Annotated in this window: 16 protein-coding genes and 2 pseudogenes; 11 read left to right on the top strand and 7 right to left on the bottom strand. The window is 69.5% G+C overall.

What is annotated here, in order from left to right; translation table 11 throughout:
- Window positions 1-37 precede the first annotated feature (37 nt).
- Both ID554_RS10930 and ID554_RS10925 read right to left on the bottom strand, forming a co-directional pair.
- Window positions 38-340, bottom strand: a complete 303-nt coding sequence (locus ID554_RS10930; RefSeq protein ID WP_117229711.1) for a DivIVA domain-containing protein — start codon at window positions 338-340, stop codon at window positions 38-40.
- Between the two features lie 2 nt (window positions 341-342).
- Window positions 343-675 (bottom strand): hypothetical protein, encoded by a 333-nt coding sequence (locus ID554_RS10925; protein WP_117229689.1) that lies wholly within the window; start codon window positions 673-675, stop codon window positions 343-345.
- A gap of 633 nt (window positions 676-1,308) precedes the next feature.
- Between ID554_RS10925 and ID554_RS10920 the strand changes: the two genes are divergently transcribed.
- The 3 genes from ID554_RS10920 (at window position 1,309) to ID554_RS10910 (ending at window position 3,576) form a co-directional block, all read left to right on the top strand.
- On the top strand, window positions 1,309-2,589 hold the full coding sequence (locus ID554_RS10920) for a hypothetical protein (protein ID WP_223884530.1): 1,281 nt from the start codon (window positions 1,309-1,311) through the stop codon (window positions 2,587-2,589).
- Between the two features lie 14 nt (window positions 2,590-2,603).
- Window positions 2,604-3,143, top strand: coding sequence for a GNAT family N-acetyltransferase (locus ID554_RS10915; RefSeq protein ID WP_117229690.1), 540 nt, complete (start codon window positions 2,604-2,606; stop codon window positions 3,141-3,143).
- 253 nt (window positions 3,144-3,396) lie between these two features.
- On the top strand, window positions 3,397-3,576 hold the full coding sequence (locus tag ID554_RS10910) for a hypothetical protein (protein ID WP_117229691.1): 180 nt from the start codon (window positions 3,397-3,399) through the stop codon (window positions 3,574-3,576).
- Between the two features lie 295 nt (window positions 3,577-3,871).
- Here ID554_RS10910 and ID554_RS10905 read toward each other — a convergent pair whose 3' ends face one another.
- Entirely contained in the window at window positions 3,872-5,485 is a 1,614-nt protein-coding gene (locus ID554_RS10905) for an N-6 DNA methylase (RefSeq protein ID WP_117229692.1), read from the bottom strand.
- A gap of 97 nt (window positions 5,486-5,582) precedes the next feature.
- Between ID554_RS10905 and ID554_RS10900 the strand changes: the two genes are divergently transcribed.
- Window positions 5,583-8,564: an Eco57I restriction-modification methylase domain-containing protein gene (locus tag ID554_RS10900; protein ID WP_117229693.1), complete on the top strand. Its 2,982-nt coding sequence runs from the start codon at window positions 5,583-5,585 to the stop codon at window positions 8,562-8,564.
- A 410-nt stretch (window positions 8,565-8,974) separates the two neighbouring features.
- Here ID554_RS10900 and ID554_RS10895 read toward each other — a convergent pair whose 3' ends face one another.
- Window positions 8,975-9,883: a VHL beta domain-containing protein gene (locus tag ID554_RS10895; RefSeq protein ID WP_147333522.1), complete on the bottom strand. Its 909-nt coding sequence runs from the start codon at window positions 9,881-9,883 to the stop codon at window positions 8,975-8,977.
- A gap of 309 nt (window positions 9,884-10,192) precedes the next feature.
- Between ID554_RS10895 and ssd the strand changes: the two genes are divergently transcribed.
- The 7 genes and pseudogenes from ssd to ID554_RS10860 all read left to right on the top strand — a co-directional run bounded on the left by ssd (window position 10,193) and on the right by ID554_RS10860 (window position 15,606).
- The gene (ssd, locus tag ID554_RS10890) at window positions 10,193-11,245 is read left to right on the top strand and encodes a septum site-determining protein Ssd (RefSeq protein ID WP_191088879.1); all 1,053 of its coding nucleotides are present in this window, start codon (window positions 10,193-10,195) and stop codon (window positions 11,243-11,245) included.
- The gene (locus ID554_RS10885; protein ID WP_117229696.1) at window positions 11,242-12,441 is read left to right on the top strand and encodes a TadA family conjugal transfer-associated ATPase; all 1,200 of its coding nucleotides are present in this window, start codon (window positions 11,242-11,244) and stop codon (window positions 12,439-12,441) included. Before ssd ends, ID554_RS10885 begins: the two co-directional genes overlap by 4 nt.
- Before the next feature lie 590 nt (window positions 12,442-13,031).
- Window positions 13,032-13,820, top strand: a pseudogene (locus ID554_RS33015) (type II secretion system F family protein); the annotation flags it as partial.
- Window positions 13,821-14,047: 227 nt separating this feature from the next.
- Window positions 14,048-14,680, top strand: coding sequence for a type II secretion system F family protein (locus ID554_RS10875; RefSeq protein ID WP_223884654.1), 633 nt, complete (start codon window positions 14,048-14,050; stop codon window positions 14,678-14,680).
- 62 nt (window positions 14,681-14,742) lie between these two features.
- Entirely contained in the window at window positions 14,743-14,871 is a 129-nt protein-coding gene (locus ID554_RS10870) for a DUF4244 domain-containing protein (RefSeq protein ID WP_155217386.1), read from the top strand.
- Between the two features lie 47 nt (window positions 14,872-14,918).
- A pseudogene (locus ID554_RS10865) lies at window positions 14,919-15,199 on the top strand (TadE family type IV pilus minor pilin).
- Window positions 15,196-15,606, top strand: a complete 411-nt coding sequence (locus tag ID554_RS10860) for an Rv3654c family TadE-like protein (protein ID WP_117229698.1) — start codon at window positions 15,196-15,198, stop codon at window positions 15,604-15,606. Before ID554_RS10865 ends, ID554_RS10860 begins: the two are co-directional and overlap by 4 nt.
- Window positions 15,607-15,797: 191 nt before the next feature.
- On the opposite strand, the gene ID554_RS10855 is transcribed toward ID554_RS10860, so the two are convergent.
- The 3 genes from ID554_RS10855 to ID554_RS10845 all read right to left on the bottom strand — a co-directional run bounded on the left by ID554_RS10855 (window position 15,798) and on the right by ID554_RS10845 (window position 19,196).
- On the bottom strand, window positions 15,798-16,376 hold the full coding sequence (locus tag ID554_RS10855; RefSeq protein WP_117229699.1) for an LURP-one-related/scramblase family protein: 579 nt from the start codon (window positions 16,374-16,376) through the stop codon (window positions 15,798-15,800).
- Between the two features lie 71 nt (window positions 16,377-16,447).
- Window positions 16,448-16,654: a hypothetical protein gene (locus ID554_RS10850; RefSeq protein ID WP_117229700.1), complete on the bottom strand. Its 207-nt coding sequence runs from the start codon at window positions 16,652-16,654 to the stop codon at window positions 16,448-16,450.
- A gap of 109 nt (window positions 16,655-16,763) precedes the next feature.
- On the bottom strand, window positions 16,764-19,196 hold the full coding sequence (locus ID554_RS10845) for a DEAD/DEAH box helicase (protein WP_396888502.1): 2,433 nt from the start codon (window positions 19,194-19,196) through the stop codon (window positions 16,764-16,766).
- Window positions 19,197-19,237 lie beyond the last annotated feature (41 nt).

Raw genomic sequence — 19,237 nt, 5'->3', positions numbered from 1 at the left:
CGGCTCACCCCAGACGACAACTCAGCTTGTCAACAGGCTATCTGCGCTGCTCAGATTCTGTCCAACGTCCCGCGTTGGCCATCGGACCCGGCTTCGGCGCAAAGCCGCTCTGCCAGTCCCTCAGCGCACTCTTCAAGCGGGCGTTCTCCGCACGTAGGCCCGCTTCCACGCCATCGCGGGCGGTCAGCTCGTCGACGACGGCGCGCAGAAAGCCGTACACCTGCTCCTCTGCCAGGCCCCGGCGTCCGAACCTGGTACGACGGAACCGAATCTGCTTTACCTGCTCTGGACAGAGCCGGGCCAAGCGCGAAGCAGCCCGGAAGACGCCAACCGAGTGCATGGTCACCGCAACCTCCTTGGAGTTGAGACCGCCGTAGGTGCCTTTCGATTCGCCCCGCTCCGGCCGGCACGGCCTGGCGGGGTGGGTGGTGTGAGTCGGTTGACGGGAGCGGCATCCGGGGCGATCAGCTTCAAACCGGCGCGCTGCACGAAGATGTCTCGCCGGTCCACGGCGTTGCCTGCCCGGTCGAGCGCGTAGCCGAGTAGCCACACCCAGCCGTCGTACGTCGTCCAGTCATGGACCTTGATGACCCGGAAGATCAGCGACCGGCTGCCGCCGAACTGCACCGACGCATCAACACCGACGTGCAGCACGTCGCCCGGCTTTGGGTCCATCACCGTCCGCCCTCACGCACACTGTGGATGGGCACCGAAGCAGGCGGGCTCTGGCCACGACCGACACCGCCGCCTGCCTGCACCTGCTCCGGTGCCCTGCTCAGGACGCAGCCGCTACGAGAACCACCGTCGATCGCGTCTGCCTACCGGTGCCGGCGCAGTCCGGGCAGCCCCGTCGTTGCAGCCGGCTCGGATCACTCGGCGCGCGAAGAGAACGCCGAGGACTGGCCATCTTCCAGCCTCGCCCCTCACAGCCCGAACAGGTCACGAGCAACGACGAGGCATGGCACGGTCCCCGGCGCGAACGGCCCCCGTCCACGCACCGGAGGACCCGAACGCCGCTTCCCGCCGCGACCGCAGCGGACTCGGTACCGGCACGAGCGACCCGGTGCCCTGTCGGCCCGTGCACCTGCGCGGCCTGTATATGCACAATTGCGGTGGGTGAGACGTCCATGGTGGAGATAGAACACCCGGTGACGGAGACCGATCGAGGACCGAATCAGCACCTCTGGTGGACATCGAGCGGACACCATGAGGACCTGCGTTGAGTTCAGGACCTCCGACAGGCGAGCGTGGAGATAGCCCATCAGGAAGGCATCGACGATGGCCCGAGACCGCCGCGAACCTCGCACCGTGCTGGAGCACCTGATCCAGCAGAGCGACCGCACGTATGAGGAACTTGCCGACGAGTTCAGCCGCATGGACCCTCGCGCGGCGATCAGCGCCCGGCACCTCGGGCGACTGGCACGCGGTGAACGAGACCTGGCCTCATCGACTCCCGCCACCCGGCGCGCGTTGCAGGCCATGTTCGGCAAGACCATCGATGAGTTGCAGCGTCCCTGGGCACCTCACCAGTTGACCCCTGCGCCGGGCCGACAGCTCATTGTCGAGCCCTTCGGCGCCGGCCCGGAAAGGAACCTCCTCACCATGGCCGCACAACGCGCACGCCAATACGCCATGCTCGCCGCCGAATCCACCTCACCGGCCGCCATCACCCAGCTCACCGAAGACGTGCAGCGCCTCGCCCTGGCCTACCCGCAACGCCCGGTCAGCCAGATCCTGCCGGACCTGGTCGAGACCCAAGACACCCTGTTCACCCTGCTCGAACGCCGCCAACAGCCGGCCCAGTCGCGGGACCTGCACTTCCTCGCCGGCATCACCAGCGGTCTACTCGCCAAGGTCTCCCACGACATGGCCGACCCGCACTCCGCGATGCTGCAAGCCCGTACCGCCGTCCTCTGCGCCGACCAGGCCGCCCACCCCGGCCTGCAAGCCTGGCTACGCGGCCTCCAATCACTGGTCGCCTACTGGGCCGGCCGGTACGCCGAAGCCGTCCGCTACGCCGAAGCCGGACGCGAGTACGCCACCCAAGCCGGCGGCACCTCCGCCGTGTGGCTGCCCGCCAGCGCCGCCCGCGCCTACGCCGCACTCGGCAACGCCGAACACGCCAAGGCCGCCATCCACGAGGCCGAAGACGCCTGGTCCCGGGTACGCCCCGACGAGATGGACGAGATGGGCGGCATCTGCACCTTCAACCAGCCCCGCACCCTCTACTACGCCAGCGACGCCCTCGCCTGGCTCCCCGACGAAGCCGCCACCACCGAGCGCTACGCCCTGCAAGCCGTCCAGGCGTACTCCGACCGCTACGACCCCGCATGGGCCTTCGGCGACCAGGCCGGCTCACACACCAACCTCGCCATCGCCCGCGTCGCCAGCGGCGAACTCGACGCCGCCGAAGACGCCCTCACCCCCGTGCTCGACCTCCCCGCCGACCAGCGCATCAACGGCATCGTGCACTCCGTCCGACGCGTCCACCAGGCCATCACCCGCGCCGGCCACGCAGGCGACGCCCGCGACCTCATCGACGGCATCGAACACTTCACCCACACCCCCGCCAACGCCCTCCCCCGATAAGGCACCATCAGCGCATGTACCCGATCACCATCCCCGGCCGCGTCATCACCCTCCGCGAAATGCGACCCGATGACGCGGCCGACGCCTTGGCGATCATCGGCGACGACCGCGTCACCCACTGGCTCTCCTTCGACAGCCGCGACCACACCGCCGCCGTCGCGATGATCGAAGGCGCAGTGACAAGGTCACAGCTCACCCCCCGGACCGAGTACTACCTAGCCGTAGCCGACACCGAAGACCGCATGATCGGCTTTGCGCGCCTCGGACTCACCGGCCACCAGGCCGCCAAACTCGGCTACGCCATCAACGCCGACCACTGGGGCCACGGCTACGCCACCGACGCCGCCCGCACGATCATCGACTACGGCTTCCAAGAGCTGCGGCTTCACCGCATCACCGCCGCCATCGGCCCCGACAACGCCGCCTCCATCGCCGTCGCCAAACGACTCGGCATGCAGTACGAAGGCAGACTCCGCGACCACGTCTTCACCAACGGCGCCTGGCGTGACTCTCTGCTCTACTCCGTCCTCGCTCCGGAGTGGAATAACGATTGAGCGCCGGCTGTACCGCAACATGAGTGCCGAACGACCATGATCATGGTGCCGGTAGCATCGCGCCATGCGCGACGCCGACACGCCGCCGCAAGACCCATCCGACAGCCTTCGCCCCCGAACCTGGCTGACCCCTGCTGAACGCGCGAACCTGATCCGAGTCGCTGCCCTTGATGTCTTGAGTCGTGTGGAGGAGTGGCGGCACACTCCAGGCTGGCCAGGCACCCCGACGAACGTCCATCGCTACGAGACAACCGTGAGCGCGATCGCGGCCTCTGAGGTGCTGCCGAACCCGGAAACCGCCGAGGACCTCACCGAGCTCGCCGAAGCGCTGCGACCAGTGCTCAGCGAGTGGCGGCCCAGCCGGCCTGGCCCCGAGCAACAGATCTTCGCTGCCGTGGAACGGCTCCGCCAGGCACTCGCCGACCGGACGTAGAGGATCACTGCCGAAACAATCTCATCAGGATCAAGGCGGCCCGCAAGCGGGCCGCGCCGGCCGGCGACGCTTGTGGATGACACGATCTGAAGACCTCGGGGCTCCGCCCCGAACCCCGGCCCTCCTCAGAGATCAGCCGCGGATCACCTCGCCGGGCACCACAAGGGCTACCAGCCTCCCGGGACGAGGCCCAGGTCGTTCGTCCGGCAGGGCGCTCCACCTGGTCCCCGTCCCGGGAGGCTGGAGGGTCGGAGACTGCCCGACGAGGAGATCCGCTCTTACCGTCGCCAGTACTTCACTTGCTACGCGTCGAGCGGCCACGTGCGGCTCGCCGGTCCCGCAGTCTCGCCCATGCTTCCCGCAGCCGCGTCACCTCTTCGGAAGTGAATTGCAAACCTTCGATCAACAGCTGCTGGTCGACCAGGTGGACGGCCTCCTCGATCCGGCTTTCTCGTAGCAGCTCGTCCACCTTCTCTACGAGTGCTGTCGATACGAGGGTCGGGTCCGGGATTGGCAGAAGCTCGGCCTCGGTCGGCTCTAGCTCAAGCAAGCCACCGCCGTAGCTGCGCCCGACAACTTCCGTTGCCGCGAACGTGGCGCTGTTTAGTGCTGCCACTGAGAGCTGGGCTGCGGTGGTCGAGTTGCCGCGAACGCGGACGCGATGGACCGTGTCAGTGCTCGTGGCGCCGGCCTCGTTCGCTACGAGGCGGGGGTAGAGGTGGATCTGTCGGAGCAAAAAACCGTCCGGGACTGATACCGACGGCACCCGCCACCAGTCACGGCGGATGCGGCACTTGTATCCGAGGTGGACTTCATGAAGCTCACCGTCCGCGACATGCGCTCGCAGGCCCGTGTGCGTCTGCGGCGTCACGTCAGCCGGGACCGACAAGAGCCTGGTCCGGGCGGCGGTGCCGCGGAGCGACTCAATATCAGCCTCTGTCACCCTGACACCAGTTAACTGCTGGCTGCGCGACACAAGCGCGACGGTCAAGTCGGCCAGGTCCCGCTGCTCGGCTTCGTCCGGCGTCATGGTGAAGAAGCTGTTGCGGCCTGTCACCACCCCAACGTCCACAGATGCCCAGCGGCCGAGCGTGGACATTCGGGAATCGGCCCGGAGAGCGCGGATCGCGTCAACCTGCTCGGGCAGCAGGAAGTACTTCGTCCACTTCTCCCCGTCATGCAGGCCAGCGCGTACGGCAGGCGCGGCGGACAAGTCCAGCCGCTGTAGGTCTGCCGCGTTGTCCAGCTCCAAGGTGCGGATCACCGCTGGGCCCGAACCACGTTCGGCTAGCAGGAGGACCACCTCTTGCAGGATCCCAGGAAAGACCAGCGTGCGGAACGCAACGATGCTGATCTCACTGCAGCTGTCGACGAGGTACGAGCGCAGCGGTGCCGCATATCCGACCTGCAGGAGTTCTGCGGGGAGGACGAGGCCGATGCGCCCACCCTGCCGAACCGCAACGAGCGAGGCGACTACGAACGGTAACCACGCGTTGGTGAGGCGGCTAGTCGGAAGACCTTGCTCCCTCATGAGGTCCAACGCTGGCTCCCGTTCAGCCTCACGCCAGTTGCCGAAACGAATGAAGGGAGGGTTACCGGCCGCACCGTCGAAGCTGCCGTAGTCCGACGGCGTGAACCAGGTGAAGAAGTCGGAGGTGATGACAGAGGCACCGCACTTGCGCGCCGCCTCGGCCTCCTCTGGCAGCAGCTCGACACCAAGTACCTGCTCCGGGCCCGCTTCGCGCACCAGTTGCCGAAGGATCTGGCCATCTCCGCAGGACGGTTCCAGGAGCCGCGGGCCCGCCTCAGCCACCCACGTCGCGACAGCGCGGGCGAGCGAGTCTGGCGTGTAGTAACCACCGCGTAGCTTGTCGGCGTCAGGTTGCGTCTTACCGGGAAATCTGGGCACGAGCCACAGTATCGGCTGCCTGGGGCAGAGGTACAGGCGTGGTCCTGCAGCGTGTCCTGCACTACCCTCTGACGATCTCGCCTCGTACGGTAACCACATGACTTTTGAGCGGCTCTCACGAGAAGAGGCGCGCGCCCCGTTGGCTCGCTTAGTTGAGGCGTACCGCACTCAGGCCGATCAGATTGAGGCTTCAGGCTCGGCCTACTCCGAAGCGCAGGTGCGACTTGACTTCCTCGACAAGATGCTGCAGATACTCGGCTGGGACGTCTTCAACCAAGCCGGCAAGGCTCAAGACGCCCGGGACGTCGTTGTCGAACAGTCTCTTGTCGAAGACGGGAGCACGGGCCGGCCAGACTACCGGCTGCGTGTTGGTGGGCGTGACTGGATTCCATGGGAGGCGAAGAAGCCTTCAATCAATCTTGCGGCATCACAGCGCTCCGCTCACCAAGTGCGCCTATACGGGTTCACTCTGCAGCGGCCCATCGGTGTACTTACAAACTTCTCCGAGACGATTATCTACAACTGTACGTTCGAGGTGCAGGGCGAGGACGGTCCCGACGTAGGGGCTATTCCTGGATGCCGGTTCAGGTGGGACGAATACGTCGACCGTTTTGACGATCTGTGGGACCGGCTTTCGTACGAGGCGGCGATTAGCGGACGCTTCTACGAGGTATTGGACTATGAGGAGCCACCCCGGGGCGAGTCCCCATTCGACAAGACCTTTCTGGCGCACTTTCGGCGATGGCGCCTGCAGCTTGCTCAGACGGTTGCAGACGAAAACCCAGCGCTCCCCGCTGCCGAAGTCGGTCGCCGCACTCAACGGCTGCTTAACGCATTACTCTTCCTAAGAGTATGTGAAGACAGAAATATATCCCGCTACAAGGACTTGCTCAGGTCGGCCGAGAACGCACGCATCTTCGATGAATTTGAACGGGCGGATCGGGTATTCAACGCAGGACTGTTCTCCGTACTGAAGACCACAAAGGTTGGATCTAGCGTCCTGCGGAAGGTGGTAACGGAGCTTTATTGGCCACAGAGTAAATTCGCATACGCGCTGCTAGAGCCGGATACGCTGAGTGCCGTATACGAGCAGTATCTTGCCGAACGGGTCGTTCTAGACTCGAACCGCAAAGCTAGCATTGTCGCAAAACCTGAACTGACACATTCTGGCGGCGTTGTTCCAACTCCAATGGGCGTAGTTGATGCGTTGCTTGATGCCAGCCTTCCTGCTCAGCTTCCGCCGGGCACGACACTGGCCAGCGATCTGTCGGTTCTCGACCCCGCTTGCGGAAGCGGGGTATTCTTGGTCCGCACCCTTCAACGCCTTATCGCTGCGGTTGAGTTGACTGGCGAGACCATTGACCTTGACCTTCGTGCAACCCTGGCCAAACAGCACGTCTTTGGTGTGGATATTGATGGCGAGGCAGTCGAGGTTGCCCGGCTGAGCCTCTTGCTCGTTGTGCTCGGTAGCGATACTGGTGAAGTACGTAATGGACAGAACATCCTGCCCGACCTGAGCAAGAATGTGCAAACCGGCAATTCCCTTGTCGGTCCGGATTTTGACCGCCTGCTTCCTACGATGGCGATGATACCGGAAGCCCGCGCTGAGGCGGCACCCTTCGATTGGCAAACGGCTTTTCCGCAGGTTTTGGCCGGCGGTGGTTTCAGCTGCATCGTCGGCAACCCCCCGTACATCCGAATTCAAGTCCTTAACGAGTACTTGACGGCGCAGTTGGCCTATTACCAGGATGCTCGGTCGGGCTTCAGGTCGACGAGCGGAAGCTTCGACGTCTATATGCTTTTCATCGAGAAGTGCCTTGCTCTGCTGGCCCCCAGCGGAATGATGGCTCTGATCGTGAAAAGCAGCCTGCTGACATCGCCGTCCGCGACAGCACTTCGCGAACTACTCGGGCCGCGACTGGTGGAGCTGGTGCACTTCGGCGCTCAGCAAGTCTTCCCGGGCCGCAGTACATACACCTGCCTTGTCATAGCGACCGGTACTGTGCAAACGGGACCGGCGCGGCTAATTCCTATTGATGACGTAGATGCATTCCTGCGGCAGCCATCCATAGGTCGACCAACGATTGTTGAACGTTCCGAGCTAACTGGTGCGCCGTGGGCCATGGCGTCTGCGGAGGCGGCGAGGGCGTTTGCGGCCATGGACCGCGCTGCAGTGGCTCGCCTAGGCGACGAGGGTTGGGTCAAAGTATTCGTCGGGGTGCAGACGTCAGCGGATGCAATCTACTATCTTAAGGTTGTACACGACGACGATGCCTCGCCCTGGATCAAGGTAAAAGACGCAATCGACCGCACCTGGGAAATTGAACGCGGCATCCTGCGGAAAGCTGTGCGAGATGTACGACTCGCAGCCTACGGCGCCGAGCCGGAACCTGATTACGTCTTGCTTTTTCCATACGAGATTACTCCCCCTGCCAAAGGGAGAAGGCGGGGGCAGTCTCGCCTTCTCAGCAACTGCGACCTCAAGGAGAATTACCCGAACGCTCTCGCCTACTTGGAAGCAAACGAGGTAAAACTCCGTAGACGTTCGATTTCTCCCAACCCTGGTCCGTCCTTCTGGGCTTATGGCCGCAGTCAGTCGCTCACGGCTCTGGACACGCCGAAGATCATAAATCGGACCCTATCCGTCGTTCCTCAGTACGTTCCCGACCGCTCGGGCTTGGTCACCCCTGGCGGCGGAGACGGCGGTCCGTACACCCTCCTCCGGCCGGCGCCCGAGTGTCCATTGACAATCGATGCTGTTATTGCGCTACTTTCGCATCCGGCGGTGGACGCGTACATAGCGTCACGCAGCAAGGAGTACCGGGGCGCGTATGTCGTTCATCGACGCGCAACGCTTGATCCTGTCCCGATTCCGCCTCTGACGGGCAGCGAAATCGCAGAACTCACGGCGAGAGTGCAGGAAGCTCAAGCACTTGAACTTAGGCTCCGCACCGAGCAGGACACGAGGATCATCAAAGCCGCTCGCGAGCGGCGGATGGTGGTGATTGGCGAGATCAATGAGGTCATCACGGCTGCGTATGGCCTCACATCTGAGCAGCTTAGGTTTCTACAAGAATGATGGACGCGAACGAACCACCTGCAGTAGCACGTCAGGAAGAGCTCAGCGAGCACCGGCACTGGTTCGTCAAGGAGCTGAGGTGGCTGCCGAGCCTGGGAGTCGCCACGAACGGACAGCAGCGGCCGATGGGCGTCTGACAACAACAGCAAGCAACCGATCTAGACGTCAGTCTCGCGCTTGCGGACTGCCCTGCGGGCGGCCTCCGGCCGTCCTCGGGCGCCCGCAGCGCGTCATCCGAAAGTCAGCAGATCGTCAGCGAACGCCGTACCGCGTAGCCCGACTCGATCATGCTCGATGGCACGACCGATGCGTCTGACCACGCGGCACGGCATTCGATCACACTCGTTGCTACGTCAGGCCACTTTCCCCCCGACGGGGGTCGTCCCTTTCCCGTGGGAACGTTTTCGCCGCTAGCCGATCACCGCGCGGGCAGGCGTACGAACCGGCTCGAAACAGGCCAGGGCCCGGCCGCGCTGGTTGGTGATCACCCAGGGGTGCCCGACATACGTGTGCTGCCGGTACGACGTGTTCGGTTGCAGGACTCGGTACTGCCTGCGCTGTCCCTGCTGGTCGAGCCAGTGCACGGTCACCGGACGGGAGGTGAGATTGGCGAACTCGATGCTGGTCTCGGGGCCGCCGCCGACCGAGCGCAGCCACCGTTCGTGCCCGCCGGGCAGCGAGGCGAGTCGCTGAGGTTGCTGCTCGGGTGGCCTGGTGGTCGGCGGAGGGCTCGCCGGGGACGTCGGTCGGGTGCTGGGCGTACCCGGGGTGCGGGGTGGGTCGGTCCATGGGGCCGACGACGACGGCGATCCGGTCGGGGCCGACGCCGGGGTGGGCGGCAGCGGTCGGGTGGGGGAGGCCCCGCCGACGGACGACGAGGCGGACGGCGTGGTCGTCCCGGCGGCAGAGGGACTCTGCGAGGTGCCGGCCGGAGCGGGTGGCGGTGGTGCGACCCAGCCGGAGGGCCTCTCCGGCGCGGCGGTCGGCGGTGCTTCCGGTGCGGGCCAGAGCAGGGTGAGCATCAGGCCCAGTACGGCGGTGGCGGCCCCGGCCAGCAGGAGCCGGTGGCCTTTCCGGCCGGTGCCGTGGCGTACCGGCTCGGCGGGGACGACGACGGGGTCGGACGTGGCGGTCAGCGGTGTCCACGGAGCGTCGTCGCGGGTGGCCGGTGCGGCCGGTAGCGCGGGCCGTGCCGGGTGCGCGGGCAACGCCGGTCGGGGCGGCGGTGGCGCGGGGTGGGAGCGCGGGTCGAACAGCCAGGGGCCGACCCGGAGTCTCGGCTCGACACGGGGCTGCTCATGATTTGGCGACTGCTTCATGACCTCGATCCAGCGAGGGATGCCGTTCCGCCGACGGCGCAGACCGTCGATTATGCGTGCACTGCATGACGTTCCGCTATGGCCGATCGGGGGCGAAATGGGCGCCGTGCGTGAACGCCCACTTAGCAGATCAACTTCGATTCCGGGCGTTGTCCACAGGGGGCCTGGTTGTCCACAGGCGGGCCGGTCGGGGCGGCGTCGGAGGTGGCTCGGGCGGAAGGGTTCGGCACAGCGAATCCCTGCCGACCGTTGGAGGCCGCGATGCCCGCCCGTACCTCCGTCCCGCCGCACCCGCCTCCGCCGCTGGTCGTGACCGGGGACGGCGACCTGCTCGACGACCTGCTACGGCTCGCCGCCGCCGGAGGTGTCGAAGTGGAGGTCGCCGCCGACCCGGCCGCCGCCCGGACCCGCTGGCGGTCCGCCCCGCTGGTGCTCGTCGGCAGCGATCAGGCGCAGCCCTGCCTGCGGGCCCGGCTGCCCCGGCGCTCCCGGCTGGTCCTGGTCGGCCGAATCGGTGGCGTCGAGTCGAGCTGGCAGGTCGCGGACCTGCTCGGTGCCGAGCACGTCGCGGTGCTGCCGGCCGCCGAGCCGTGGCTGGTGGACCGGTTCGCCGAAAGCGGCGTCGGGGAGGCACCCGGTGCCCGGGTGGTCGCCGTGCTGGGCGGCCGAGGTGGAGCCGGTGCCAGCATCCTGGCCGGTGGGCTCGCGGTCACCGCCGCCCGCACCCGGTTGCGCACGCTGCTGCTCGACGCCGACCCGCTCGGTGGCGGCCTCGACCTGGTGCTGGGCTGGGAGCAGTTGGAGGGCCTCCGCTGGCCGGCGCTGACCGGGGCGGACGGCCGGGTGGACGCTCCCGCCCTGGTGCGGGCGCTGCCCAGCCGGGGCGATCTGGTGGTCCTCTCCTGGGATCGCGGTGACCTGGTCGCGGTGCCGGCCGAGGCGATGGCGGCCACGCTCGACGCGGCCCGGCGCGGCCGGGACTTCGTGGTGGTCGACCTGCCTCGGTATCTCGACGACGCGGCGGTGACCGCGCTCCAGGCGGCCGACCGGGTATTCGTGGTCGTGCCTGCGGAGCTGCGGGCGACCGCTGCGGCGGCGCGGGTGGTGGCGGTGGCCGGTCCGCACTGCCACGACCTGTCGGTCGTCGTGCGTGGTCCGGCCCCCGGCCGCCTGCGTGCGACCGAGCTGGCCAAGGCGCTCGGGTTGCCCCTCGCCGGCAGCCTGCGGCCGGAGCCGGGCCTGTGCCGGGGGCTGGAGCGGGGCGAGGCGCCGGCGGCCACCGGGCGTGGTCCGTTGGCCGACCTCTGCCAACGGATCGTCACCGACCTGACCGGCCGGAGCGCCACGGCGGGTGCGACGTGAGCGGGGAGAGCCTCGCCGCCCGGGTGCGGCAGCGGATCGCCGCCGCCACCACGCCGGTCACCCCGGCCGCGATCGTCTCCGCAGTGCGCGCCGAGCCCGATGCCGCCGTGCTCGGGGACACCGCCCTGCTGCGGATGGCCGACCAGGTACGCGACGACCTGGTAGGCACCGGTCCGCTCGCCCCGTTGTTGGCTGATCCGGAGGTGACGGATGTGCTGGTGAACGGTGTACGGGTGTGGGTCGACCGAGGTCAGGGCCTGCACCAGGTCCCGGTGCCGGTCGGCACCGTGGACGACGTGCGCCGCCTCGCGCAGCGGCTCGCCGCCGGTGCCGGTCGTCGGCTCGACGACGGCTCACCGTGTGCCGACGCCCGACTTTCCGACGGCACCCGGATGCACGCCGTGCTGCCGCCGGTGGCGACGGACGGGCCGTACCTGTCGTTGCGTACCTTCCGGCAGCGGCCGTTCACCCTGGACGAGTTGGTCGAGCAGGGTGCGGTTGCCCGGCCGGTCGCGCCGATGCTCGCCGCCGTGGTGGCGGCCCGCCTCGCGTACCTGGTGATCGGTGGCACCGGCTCCGGCAAGACGACCTTGTTGAACACCCTGCTCGGGCTGGTGCCGGGCACCGAGCGGATCGTGCTGGTCGAGGACGCCGCCGAGCTTCGGCCCGTGCACCCGCACGTGGTCGGGTTGCAGGCCCGTACGGCCAATGTGGAGGGCTCCGGTGCGGTCGGCCTGAGCGAGTTGGTCCGGCAGGCGCTCCGGATGCGGCCCGATCGACTGGTCGTGGGGGAGTGCCGGGGTGGTGAGGTCGTCGATCTGCTGGCCGCACTCAACACGGGTCACGACGGTGGTGCGGGCACTTTGCACGCCAACACCCCGTCGGACGTGCCGGCCCGGCTGGAGGCGCTCGGGTTGCTCGGCGGGCTACCGCGTCCGGCGTTGCATGCCCAGGTGGCGGCGGCGCTGCAGGTGGTGTTCCAGATCCGTCGTACGCCGCAGGGGCGGCTGTTGGAGTCGGTCTGCCTACTCCTGCCGGAGGGGCCGGAACGGCTGGTCACCGCAGTGCCCGCCTGGATCCGGGGGCGCGGGCTCGGGTTCGCGGCCCGAGCCCTCGGCACCATGATCAAGAATCGGGACGTCGCGGTGCCGCCGATCCTGTCCGAGCCGTGGCCCGGATCGGCAGGTCCGGCATGAGCGGCGGGTACCTGTGGGTGGCGGTGTCGCTGATCGGGCTGAGTGTGGTGGCGATCCGTCCGGTCCGCACCCGGGTGTTTCCCGGCAAGCCGGGCGACGGTCGGGCCGACGATCCGCTGATCGACTGGGTTGCGACGCTGCGGTCGGTGGGCGAGACGGCCCGGCCCGGCGACGTGGGACCCGGCGAGCCGCCGAGGACGAGTGTCCGAGGAGCGGTGCCCGGCTCGCCGACGGACGACGTGGTCGGTCTGCCGGTGACAGGCTCGATGGTCAACAGCGTCGGCGCGGGGCGTGACGCGGACAGCAGTCGTCTCGTGACGAGGGCCGGTGAGCAGCCTTGCGCGGTCCCGTCACCGGCTGCTCTGCATCCCTTGACAGCGCGTTGCGCCCCGCCGACCTCGACGGCGGCGTCCCGCCCGCCGGGACGTGGTGACGGGCGTCGGCCGACCCGCACCGGCATCGCGGCTTCGCCACCGCCGGTCACCCGACCGGGCGGTACGCATGACGTGGTCGAGGCCGGGGCGACACGAGGTCCGGCTGACGTGGCGACGAGCCGGGCCGCCCGTTTCGCACCGGCGGTGGACGCGACGCCCGCCACGCACCGGGCGAGTACGACCGACGAGGGACAGGACCGCCGGACCCGGCACACGCTGAGCGCTCGTCTGGCCGGGATGTCGCCCACGCGAGCCCTCCTGCTGACCGTGCTGCTCGGCGCGACGGTGGGTGGGTTGCTCGGCGGTCCGGTGGCGGCGGTCGCGCTGGCCGGTTACGGCGCCGTGGGCGTCCGAGCCCTCCTGCGCCGCCGCGCGGTGGCCTGGGCGGCGCAGGCGCAGCGGGAGCGACTGGACCAACTCTGTGCCCTCGCCGCCGATCTTCGAGCCGGGCTGCCGGTCCCGGTGGCCGTGGCGGCGCTGAGGTCCACCGGCCCGGCTCGGGTCGGCGTCGCTGCGGGACGGCCGACGAGCATCGACGCGGGCACGGTCACCGACGACGGCGGTGCCAGCAGTTGGGCGACGAGGAAGGCCGACGTACCCGACGATCGGCCGGGGCGGTTGACCCAGGCGGCGGTGCGGCTGGCCGACCGGACGGGCGCTCCGCTGGCCGAGCTTGTCGAGCGGATCGAGGCCGATGCCCGCTCGACCGAACGGGGACTGGCTGCGGCGGCGGCCCAGGCCGCCGGGGCCCGCGCGACCGCCTGGCTGCTGGCCGCCCTCCCGGTGGGCGGCATCGCCCTGGGCTACGGCATCGGGGTCGACCCGATCCAGGTGCTGTTGCACACCCCGGTGGGTGGTGCCTGTGCGGTCGCGGCCGTCGTGCTCCAAGCGGTCGGGCTGCTGTGGGCGGACCGCCTCGGTGCCACGCCCGCTGGAGCGGGCTGATGCCCCGGCTGATCGCCGTCGACCTGGCCGGCAGCACGCTGGCGGTGGCAGTGCTGGTCGTCGTTGGCCTGGCCGCCGTGGTCCTGGTCGGCCGGTACCGACCTCGGCGGCGGTTACGCCGGCTCGCCGGTGCCGGCCCGTCGACCGCCACCGGCCGCCGCAGAGGTGTCGATCGCTCGGGCCGGCCGGCGGGCGCTGGCGGCTCGTCGGGGATCGGCGTGCAGGTCATGCCCGCGCCATCGGCTGCCGGCGCGGGCGCGGGCCGTCGGGTGGACCGGGTGCGACTCGTCGCCGGACTGGCGGGCGTGGCGGTGGCCGTACTGGTCGGCGGATGGCCCGGGCTGGTGGCGGCGCTGCCCACGGCGCTCCTGCTCGACCGGCTGCTCCGGCGGATCGAGCCACCGGCGGACCGGAACCGGCGACTGCGGGCCGTCGCCGATCTCCCGCTCGCCGCCGACCTGCTCGCCGCCGCGCTCCGGGCGGGCGCTCCGGTGGAACGCTCGGTGCTCGCGGTGGCGGACGCGCTGGGCGGTCCGCTCGCCGACCAACTCGGCCGGGTCGGACGCACGCTGCAACTCGGCGGTGGGCCGCAGGAAGCCTGGGCACACCTGGCGACGGTGCCGGGCGCCCAGCGGATCGGCGCTGCCGCGATCCGCTCGGCCAGTAGCGGAGCGGCACTGGCCGGCGCCCTCACCCGGCTCGCCGACGACCTGCGCGCCGACCGGGCCATCGCGATCGAGTCGGCGGCCCGCCGTGCGGGTGTGCTGATCGTGCTGCCCCTCGGCCTCTGCTTCCTGCCCGCCTTCATTCTCGCCGGTCTCGTGCCGGTGATCGTCGCCGTGCTCGGCGACGTGCTGTGAACACATCGAGAAGGGACGAACACGTGCGCAGAATCCTCGCCCGCCTTCGCGGGGACGCCGGGATGAACACCGCCGAGTACGCCGTCGGGACGCTCGCTGCGGTGGCCTTCGGAGGTGTCCTGCTGAAGGTGCTGACCTCCGACAGCGTGCAGTCCGCGCTGACCGCCGTCATCGACCGGGCCCTCAAGTGACCGGGCGCCGGCGGGCCGGTCGTGACCGGGGCTCCTTCACCGCCGAGATGGCGGCCGGTCTGCCGGCGCTGATGCTGCTTCTGCTCGTCGGCCTGACTGCGGTCAACGCGGTCAGCACCAGGGCGGCCTGCCTGGACGCGGCCCGGGAGGCGGCGCTCGTCGGTACGCGCCGCCCGGTGCCGAGGTGGCCGTAGTGGTGGACGACGAGGTGGTCCGGGTGACGGTGCGTGCCCCGGTCCGTGCTCTCGACACTGATCTGCCTGCCCTCGTCGTCGTGGCCACGGCGGTGGCGGCCGTCGAGCCCGGAATTCCGGAGCCGAGGCCATGACCGTCGCCCGACGCCGGAACCGCCTCACCGGTGGGGCGTCTCGGTGCCGACGGCGAGCCGGCGGGCGTGACCGAGGCGGGGCGACGATCTGCCTGCTGGCGGTCGGGCTGATCTTCGTGCTCAGTGGGATCTTCGGCGCGGGGGTCGGGAGCGCGCGGGTGGCGCGTCAGCAGGCGCGGGTCGCGGCCGACTTCGGTGCGCTCGCCGGAGCGGGCCGGGCGCTGCACGACGAGTCGCAGACGTGTGCCCGAGCCGCCGAACTCGTCGCCGCCAACGGCGCCAGGCTGGTCCGGTGTCAGGTCGACGGGATCGACGTGGTGGTCACCGCCGAGGTGGCGGTGCGTCCGGTGCCCGGGATCTCGCGCGTCGCCACGGCCACCTCCCGGGCAGGCCCGATGCGCGGATGATCGGATCCCGCGCCGAGCGGGCGGGAGGTGCCGGAAGCAGGCACGGTGCGGGCGGGACACGCCGAGAGCGGGCCGGTGCGGACGGGCAGCCGGTTCGCCACCGGCGTGCGGCGAACCGGCTCCCGGGCGTCGAGAGACGACGAGGTCAGCGACGACCAGGTAAGTGACCGACGAGGTCAGTGACGACGAGGTCAGCGGCCCTGGAGCGCGTCGAGTGCGATCGCCATGGCGATCACCAGGCGGCGGTCGATCTGCGGGTTGTGGATCTCCACGACGTAGCGGTCACGCAGGCCCCACTTCTTCACCACAGAGAAGATCGGCTGGCCGTCGGCGACGAAGTCGAAGTGGTACGGCAGCCAGGACAGCGACTCGGCGAAGCGGCGCAGCACCGCCACCGGCATGCTGCGCTCCTGGCCGACGACGTTCGGCAGGCCGGCCTGCTCGACGTGCCAGGTCGAGCGGAGCAGCGACTGCGCGAAGTCCTTGCGGAACAGGCCGATCGGGGCGCCGGCGTGGTCGGTGACGTCGTACGTGGCGCCGAGGTCGATGCGCTGGCGGGCCTTGAACCCGAGCAGCGGCTGCTGCTTGGAGTCGTCGGCGTAGATGGTCACCTGTTCCTTGAAGGCCAGCCGTTTCTGCTGCGCGAAGGCGAGCAGGCCGCCCTCGGAGCCGTCCGGCGCGACGCTGTGCACCTCGTACTGGTTGACCATGAAACGTAACCGCTGGCGGATGTGGAACTGGCGCTGCGCCTGCAAGCTATCGAGCTGCATGAGAATCTCCTCGACCGTGGTGCGCCGGAGTGTCGCACAGCTCGGCAAGCGGCCCGGCGCTGAGTGTCAGGTCAGCGGACGCCGTCGACAGTCGACCGGTGGGTCCAGGTGGTGAGGAGCTGGTGGATGGTGCGGAGGCGCTCGTTGATCTGGTCCAGCCGCTCGGCCTGGGCCAGGGTGGCGAGCGCCGTACCGAGGGCGATCTGCTGGTCGATGTCGAGCTTCTCCTGATCGATGGTGTAGAGCAGCTCAACGGTCTCGGCGATGGTGTCGGCCACGGCTCCTCCTCCATGTGACGGCGGCGACGACGGAATGATGGTCATGGCGCTCGATGGAAGCGCTCCCATCCATCAATGCCCGGAGCGACCGGATCTCATGCCTGCCCGCTCATTCCGGCAGGTTCGCCAGCACCACGTCCAACACCCTGATCGCGTCCGGCTTGGACAACGGGTTGTTGCCGTTGCCGCACTTCGGCGACTGGACGCAGGAGGGGCAGCCGTACTCGCAGCCGCATTCGACGATCGCGTCCCGGGTGGCGCGCAGCCAGGACGAGGCCATGCCGTACGCCCGCTCGGCGAAGCCCGCGCCGCCGGGGTGACCGTCGTAGACGAAGACCGTCGGGGCCTGGGTGTCCGGGTGCACCGCCGTGGACAACCCGCCGATGTCCCACCGGTCACAGGTGGCCACCAGCGGTAGCAGCCCGATCGCGGCGTGTTCGGCGGCATGCAGCCCGCCCGGCACGTCGGCCGGGTCCACTCCGGCCGCCGCCAGCGACTCGGGGGAGAGGGTGAACCAGACCGCGACGGTACGCAGCTCCCGCGCCGGCAGGTCCAGCGGGCGGGTGTCGATCACCTCACCGGTGGCGATCCGCCGCCGCTGGTACGACACCACCTGGCTGGTGACGTCCACTTCGCCGAGGAACAGTCCGACCGGTCCGGCGTCGACGTACGAGCGCACCGACACCACCGACAGCGAGGTGACGTCCCGCGCGTGGGTGGACCAGTCCGGCTCCTCGGGGTGCACCAGCGCGCACCCGTCGTCGAGGTCGAGCGTGTCGACCACGTACGACACGCCCTGGTGCAGGTAGACCGCGCCGGAGTGCAGCAGGAAGTGCGCCGAACCGCCGTCGACCGTGCCGAGCAGCCGGCCGGTCGCCGACTCCACCACGCAGACCGGTGCGCCGCCGTCGCCGCGCAGGTCGACCTCGGGCCGCTCCCGGTGCCGCCAGTACCAGCCGGTCGGCCGCTGCCGCAGCGCACCCGCCTCGACCAGCGTCGCGACCGTCTCCTTCGCGCCGTCACCGAACAGTGCCAGATCGGCATCGGTCAGCGGGGCTTCGGCCGCCGCGCAGGCCAACTGCGGCCCGAGCACGTACGCGTTCGCCGGGTCGAGCACGGTGGCCTCCACCGGTGCCCCGAACACCGCCTCTGGATGGTGCACCAGGTAGGTGTCGAGCGGGTCGTCCCGGGCGATCAGCACGGCGAGCGCCTCCTGGCCGGATCGCCCGGCCCGCCCGGCCTGCTGCCACAGTGACGCCCGGGTGCCCGGGTATCCGCAGATCAGCACCGCGTCCAGACCGATCAGGTCGACGCCCAGCTCCAGGGCGTTGGTCGAGGCGAGCCCGAGCAGGTCACCGTGCAGCAGCGCGCGTTCCAGCTCCCGGCGTTCCTCGCGCAGGTAGCCGGCCCGGTACGCGGCGACCCGGTCGCCCAGCCCGGGGACCGCCTCGTCGAGGTTGCGCCGGGTGCTGGTGGCGACCACCTCGGCACCGCGGCGGGACCGGACGAAGGCCAGGGTGCGTACGCCGGCGGCGACGGTGTCGGCGAGCAGGTCGGCGGTCTCCCGCAACGCCGACCGCCGGACCTGGGTGAGATCGGTCGCCTGATGGGCCGGCCCGCCGGAAGACGCGCCACCGGGAGTGGAGTCGACGGGTGCCGGGCGGGGGGAGGGGATCGCGGACGGGTCGGGCGGGAGCAGCGGCGGCTCCCAGAGCGCGAAGGTCACCCCGGCCCTCGGCGAGGTGTCCTCGGTGACCGCCGCCACGGGCAGGCCGGTCAGCCGCCCGGCTGCGGCGGCGGGGTCGCCGGAGGTGGCCGAGGCGAGCACGAACGTCGGGCCGGGGTCGCCCGTGGCGGGGCGGTAGCGGGCGCACTGCCGCCGCAGCCGGCGTAGTACGTGGGCGACGTGCGAGCCGAACACGCCCCGGTAGACGTGGCACTCGTCGACCACCACGTACGCCAACCGGCGCAGGAACCCCGACCACTGGGCGTGGCCGGGCAGGATGCCGTGGTGCAGCATGTCCGGGTTGGTCAGCACGAACCGGGAGTGCCGACGGATCCACTCCCGTTCCGCGCGCGGGGTGTCACCGTCGTAGCAGGACGCTCGTACGCCCTCGATCTCCAACGTGGCGACGGCGCGTAGCTGGTCGGCGGCGAGCGCCTTGGTGGGGGCCAGGTAGAGAACCGTGGCGCGCGGGTCGGCGAGCAGGGTGGCCAGCGCGGGCATCTGGTACGCCATCGACTTGCCGGACGCGGTGCCGGTGGCCACCACGACGTGCCGCCGGTCGTACGCGAGGTCGGCCGCCTCGGCCTGGTGTCGCCAGGGCGCCGTCACCCCACGCCGGGCGTACGCGGCACGCAGTTCCTCGGGTGCCCAGGCCGGCCACGGCACCGCGATCCCGGAGCGCGGCGGTACCCGCTCGACGTGGGTGATCGGGTCGGTGGCGTGCCGCTGGCGCAGTCGGCGCAGCAGCTCGCCCGGCGGCGGTCCCGGCGTTCGTTCCGGGCCGCTGCCGGCGGATACGGGCGCTGCCGAGGTCACGATCTGCACTCTCGCACTGGTGTTCGGAAATGGGAAATCGT

The sequence above is a fragment of the Micromonospora craniellae genome (assembly GCF_014764405.1).
GTDB lineage: Bacteria > Actinomycetota > Actinomycetes > Mycobacteriales > Micromonosporaceae > Micromonospora > Micromonospora craniellae.
This window is presented reverse-complemented; position numbering and strand designations above follow the sequence as displayed.

Coding starts and splice junctions, on each gene's coding strand:
- ID554_RS10930 (WP_117229711.1), bottom strand. CDS start 340: ATGCACTCGGTTGGCGTCTTCCGGGCTGCTTCGCGCTTGGCCCGGCTC.
- ID554_RS10925 (WP_117229689.1), bottom strand. CDS start 675: ATGGACCCAAAGCCGGGCGACGTGCTGCACGTCGGTGTTGATGCGTCG.
- ID554_RS10915 (WP_117229690.1), top strand. CDS start 2,604: ATGTACCCGATCACCATCCCCGGCCGCGTCATCACCCTCCGCGAAATG.
- ID554_RS10900 (WP_117229693.1), top strand. CDS start 5,583: ATGACTTTTGAGCGGCTCTCACGAGAAGAGGCGCGCGCCCCGTTGGCT.
- ID554_RS10895 (WP_147333522.1), bottom strand. CDS start 9,883: ATGAAGCAGTCGCCAAATCATGAGCAGCCCCGTGTCGAGCCGAGACTC.
- ID554_RS10875 (WP_223884654.1), top strand. CDS start 14,048: ATGCCCGCGCCATCGGCTGCCGGCGCGGGCGCGGGCCGTCGGGTGGAC.
- ID554_RS10870 (WP_155217386.1), top strand. CDS start 14,743: ATGAACACCGCCGAGTACGCCGTCGGGACGCTCGCTGCGGTGGCCTTC.
- ID554_RS10860 (WP_117229698.1), top strand. CDS start 15,196: ATGACCGTCGCCCGACGCCGGAACCGCCTCACCGGTGGGGCGTCTCGG.
- ID554_RS10855 (WP_117229699.1), bottom strand. CDS start 16,376: ATGCAGCTCGATAGCTTGCAGGCGCAGCGCCAGTTCCACATCCGCCAG.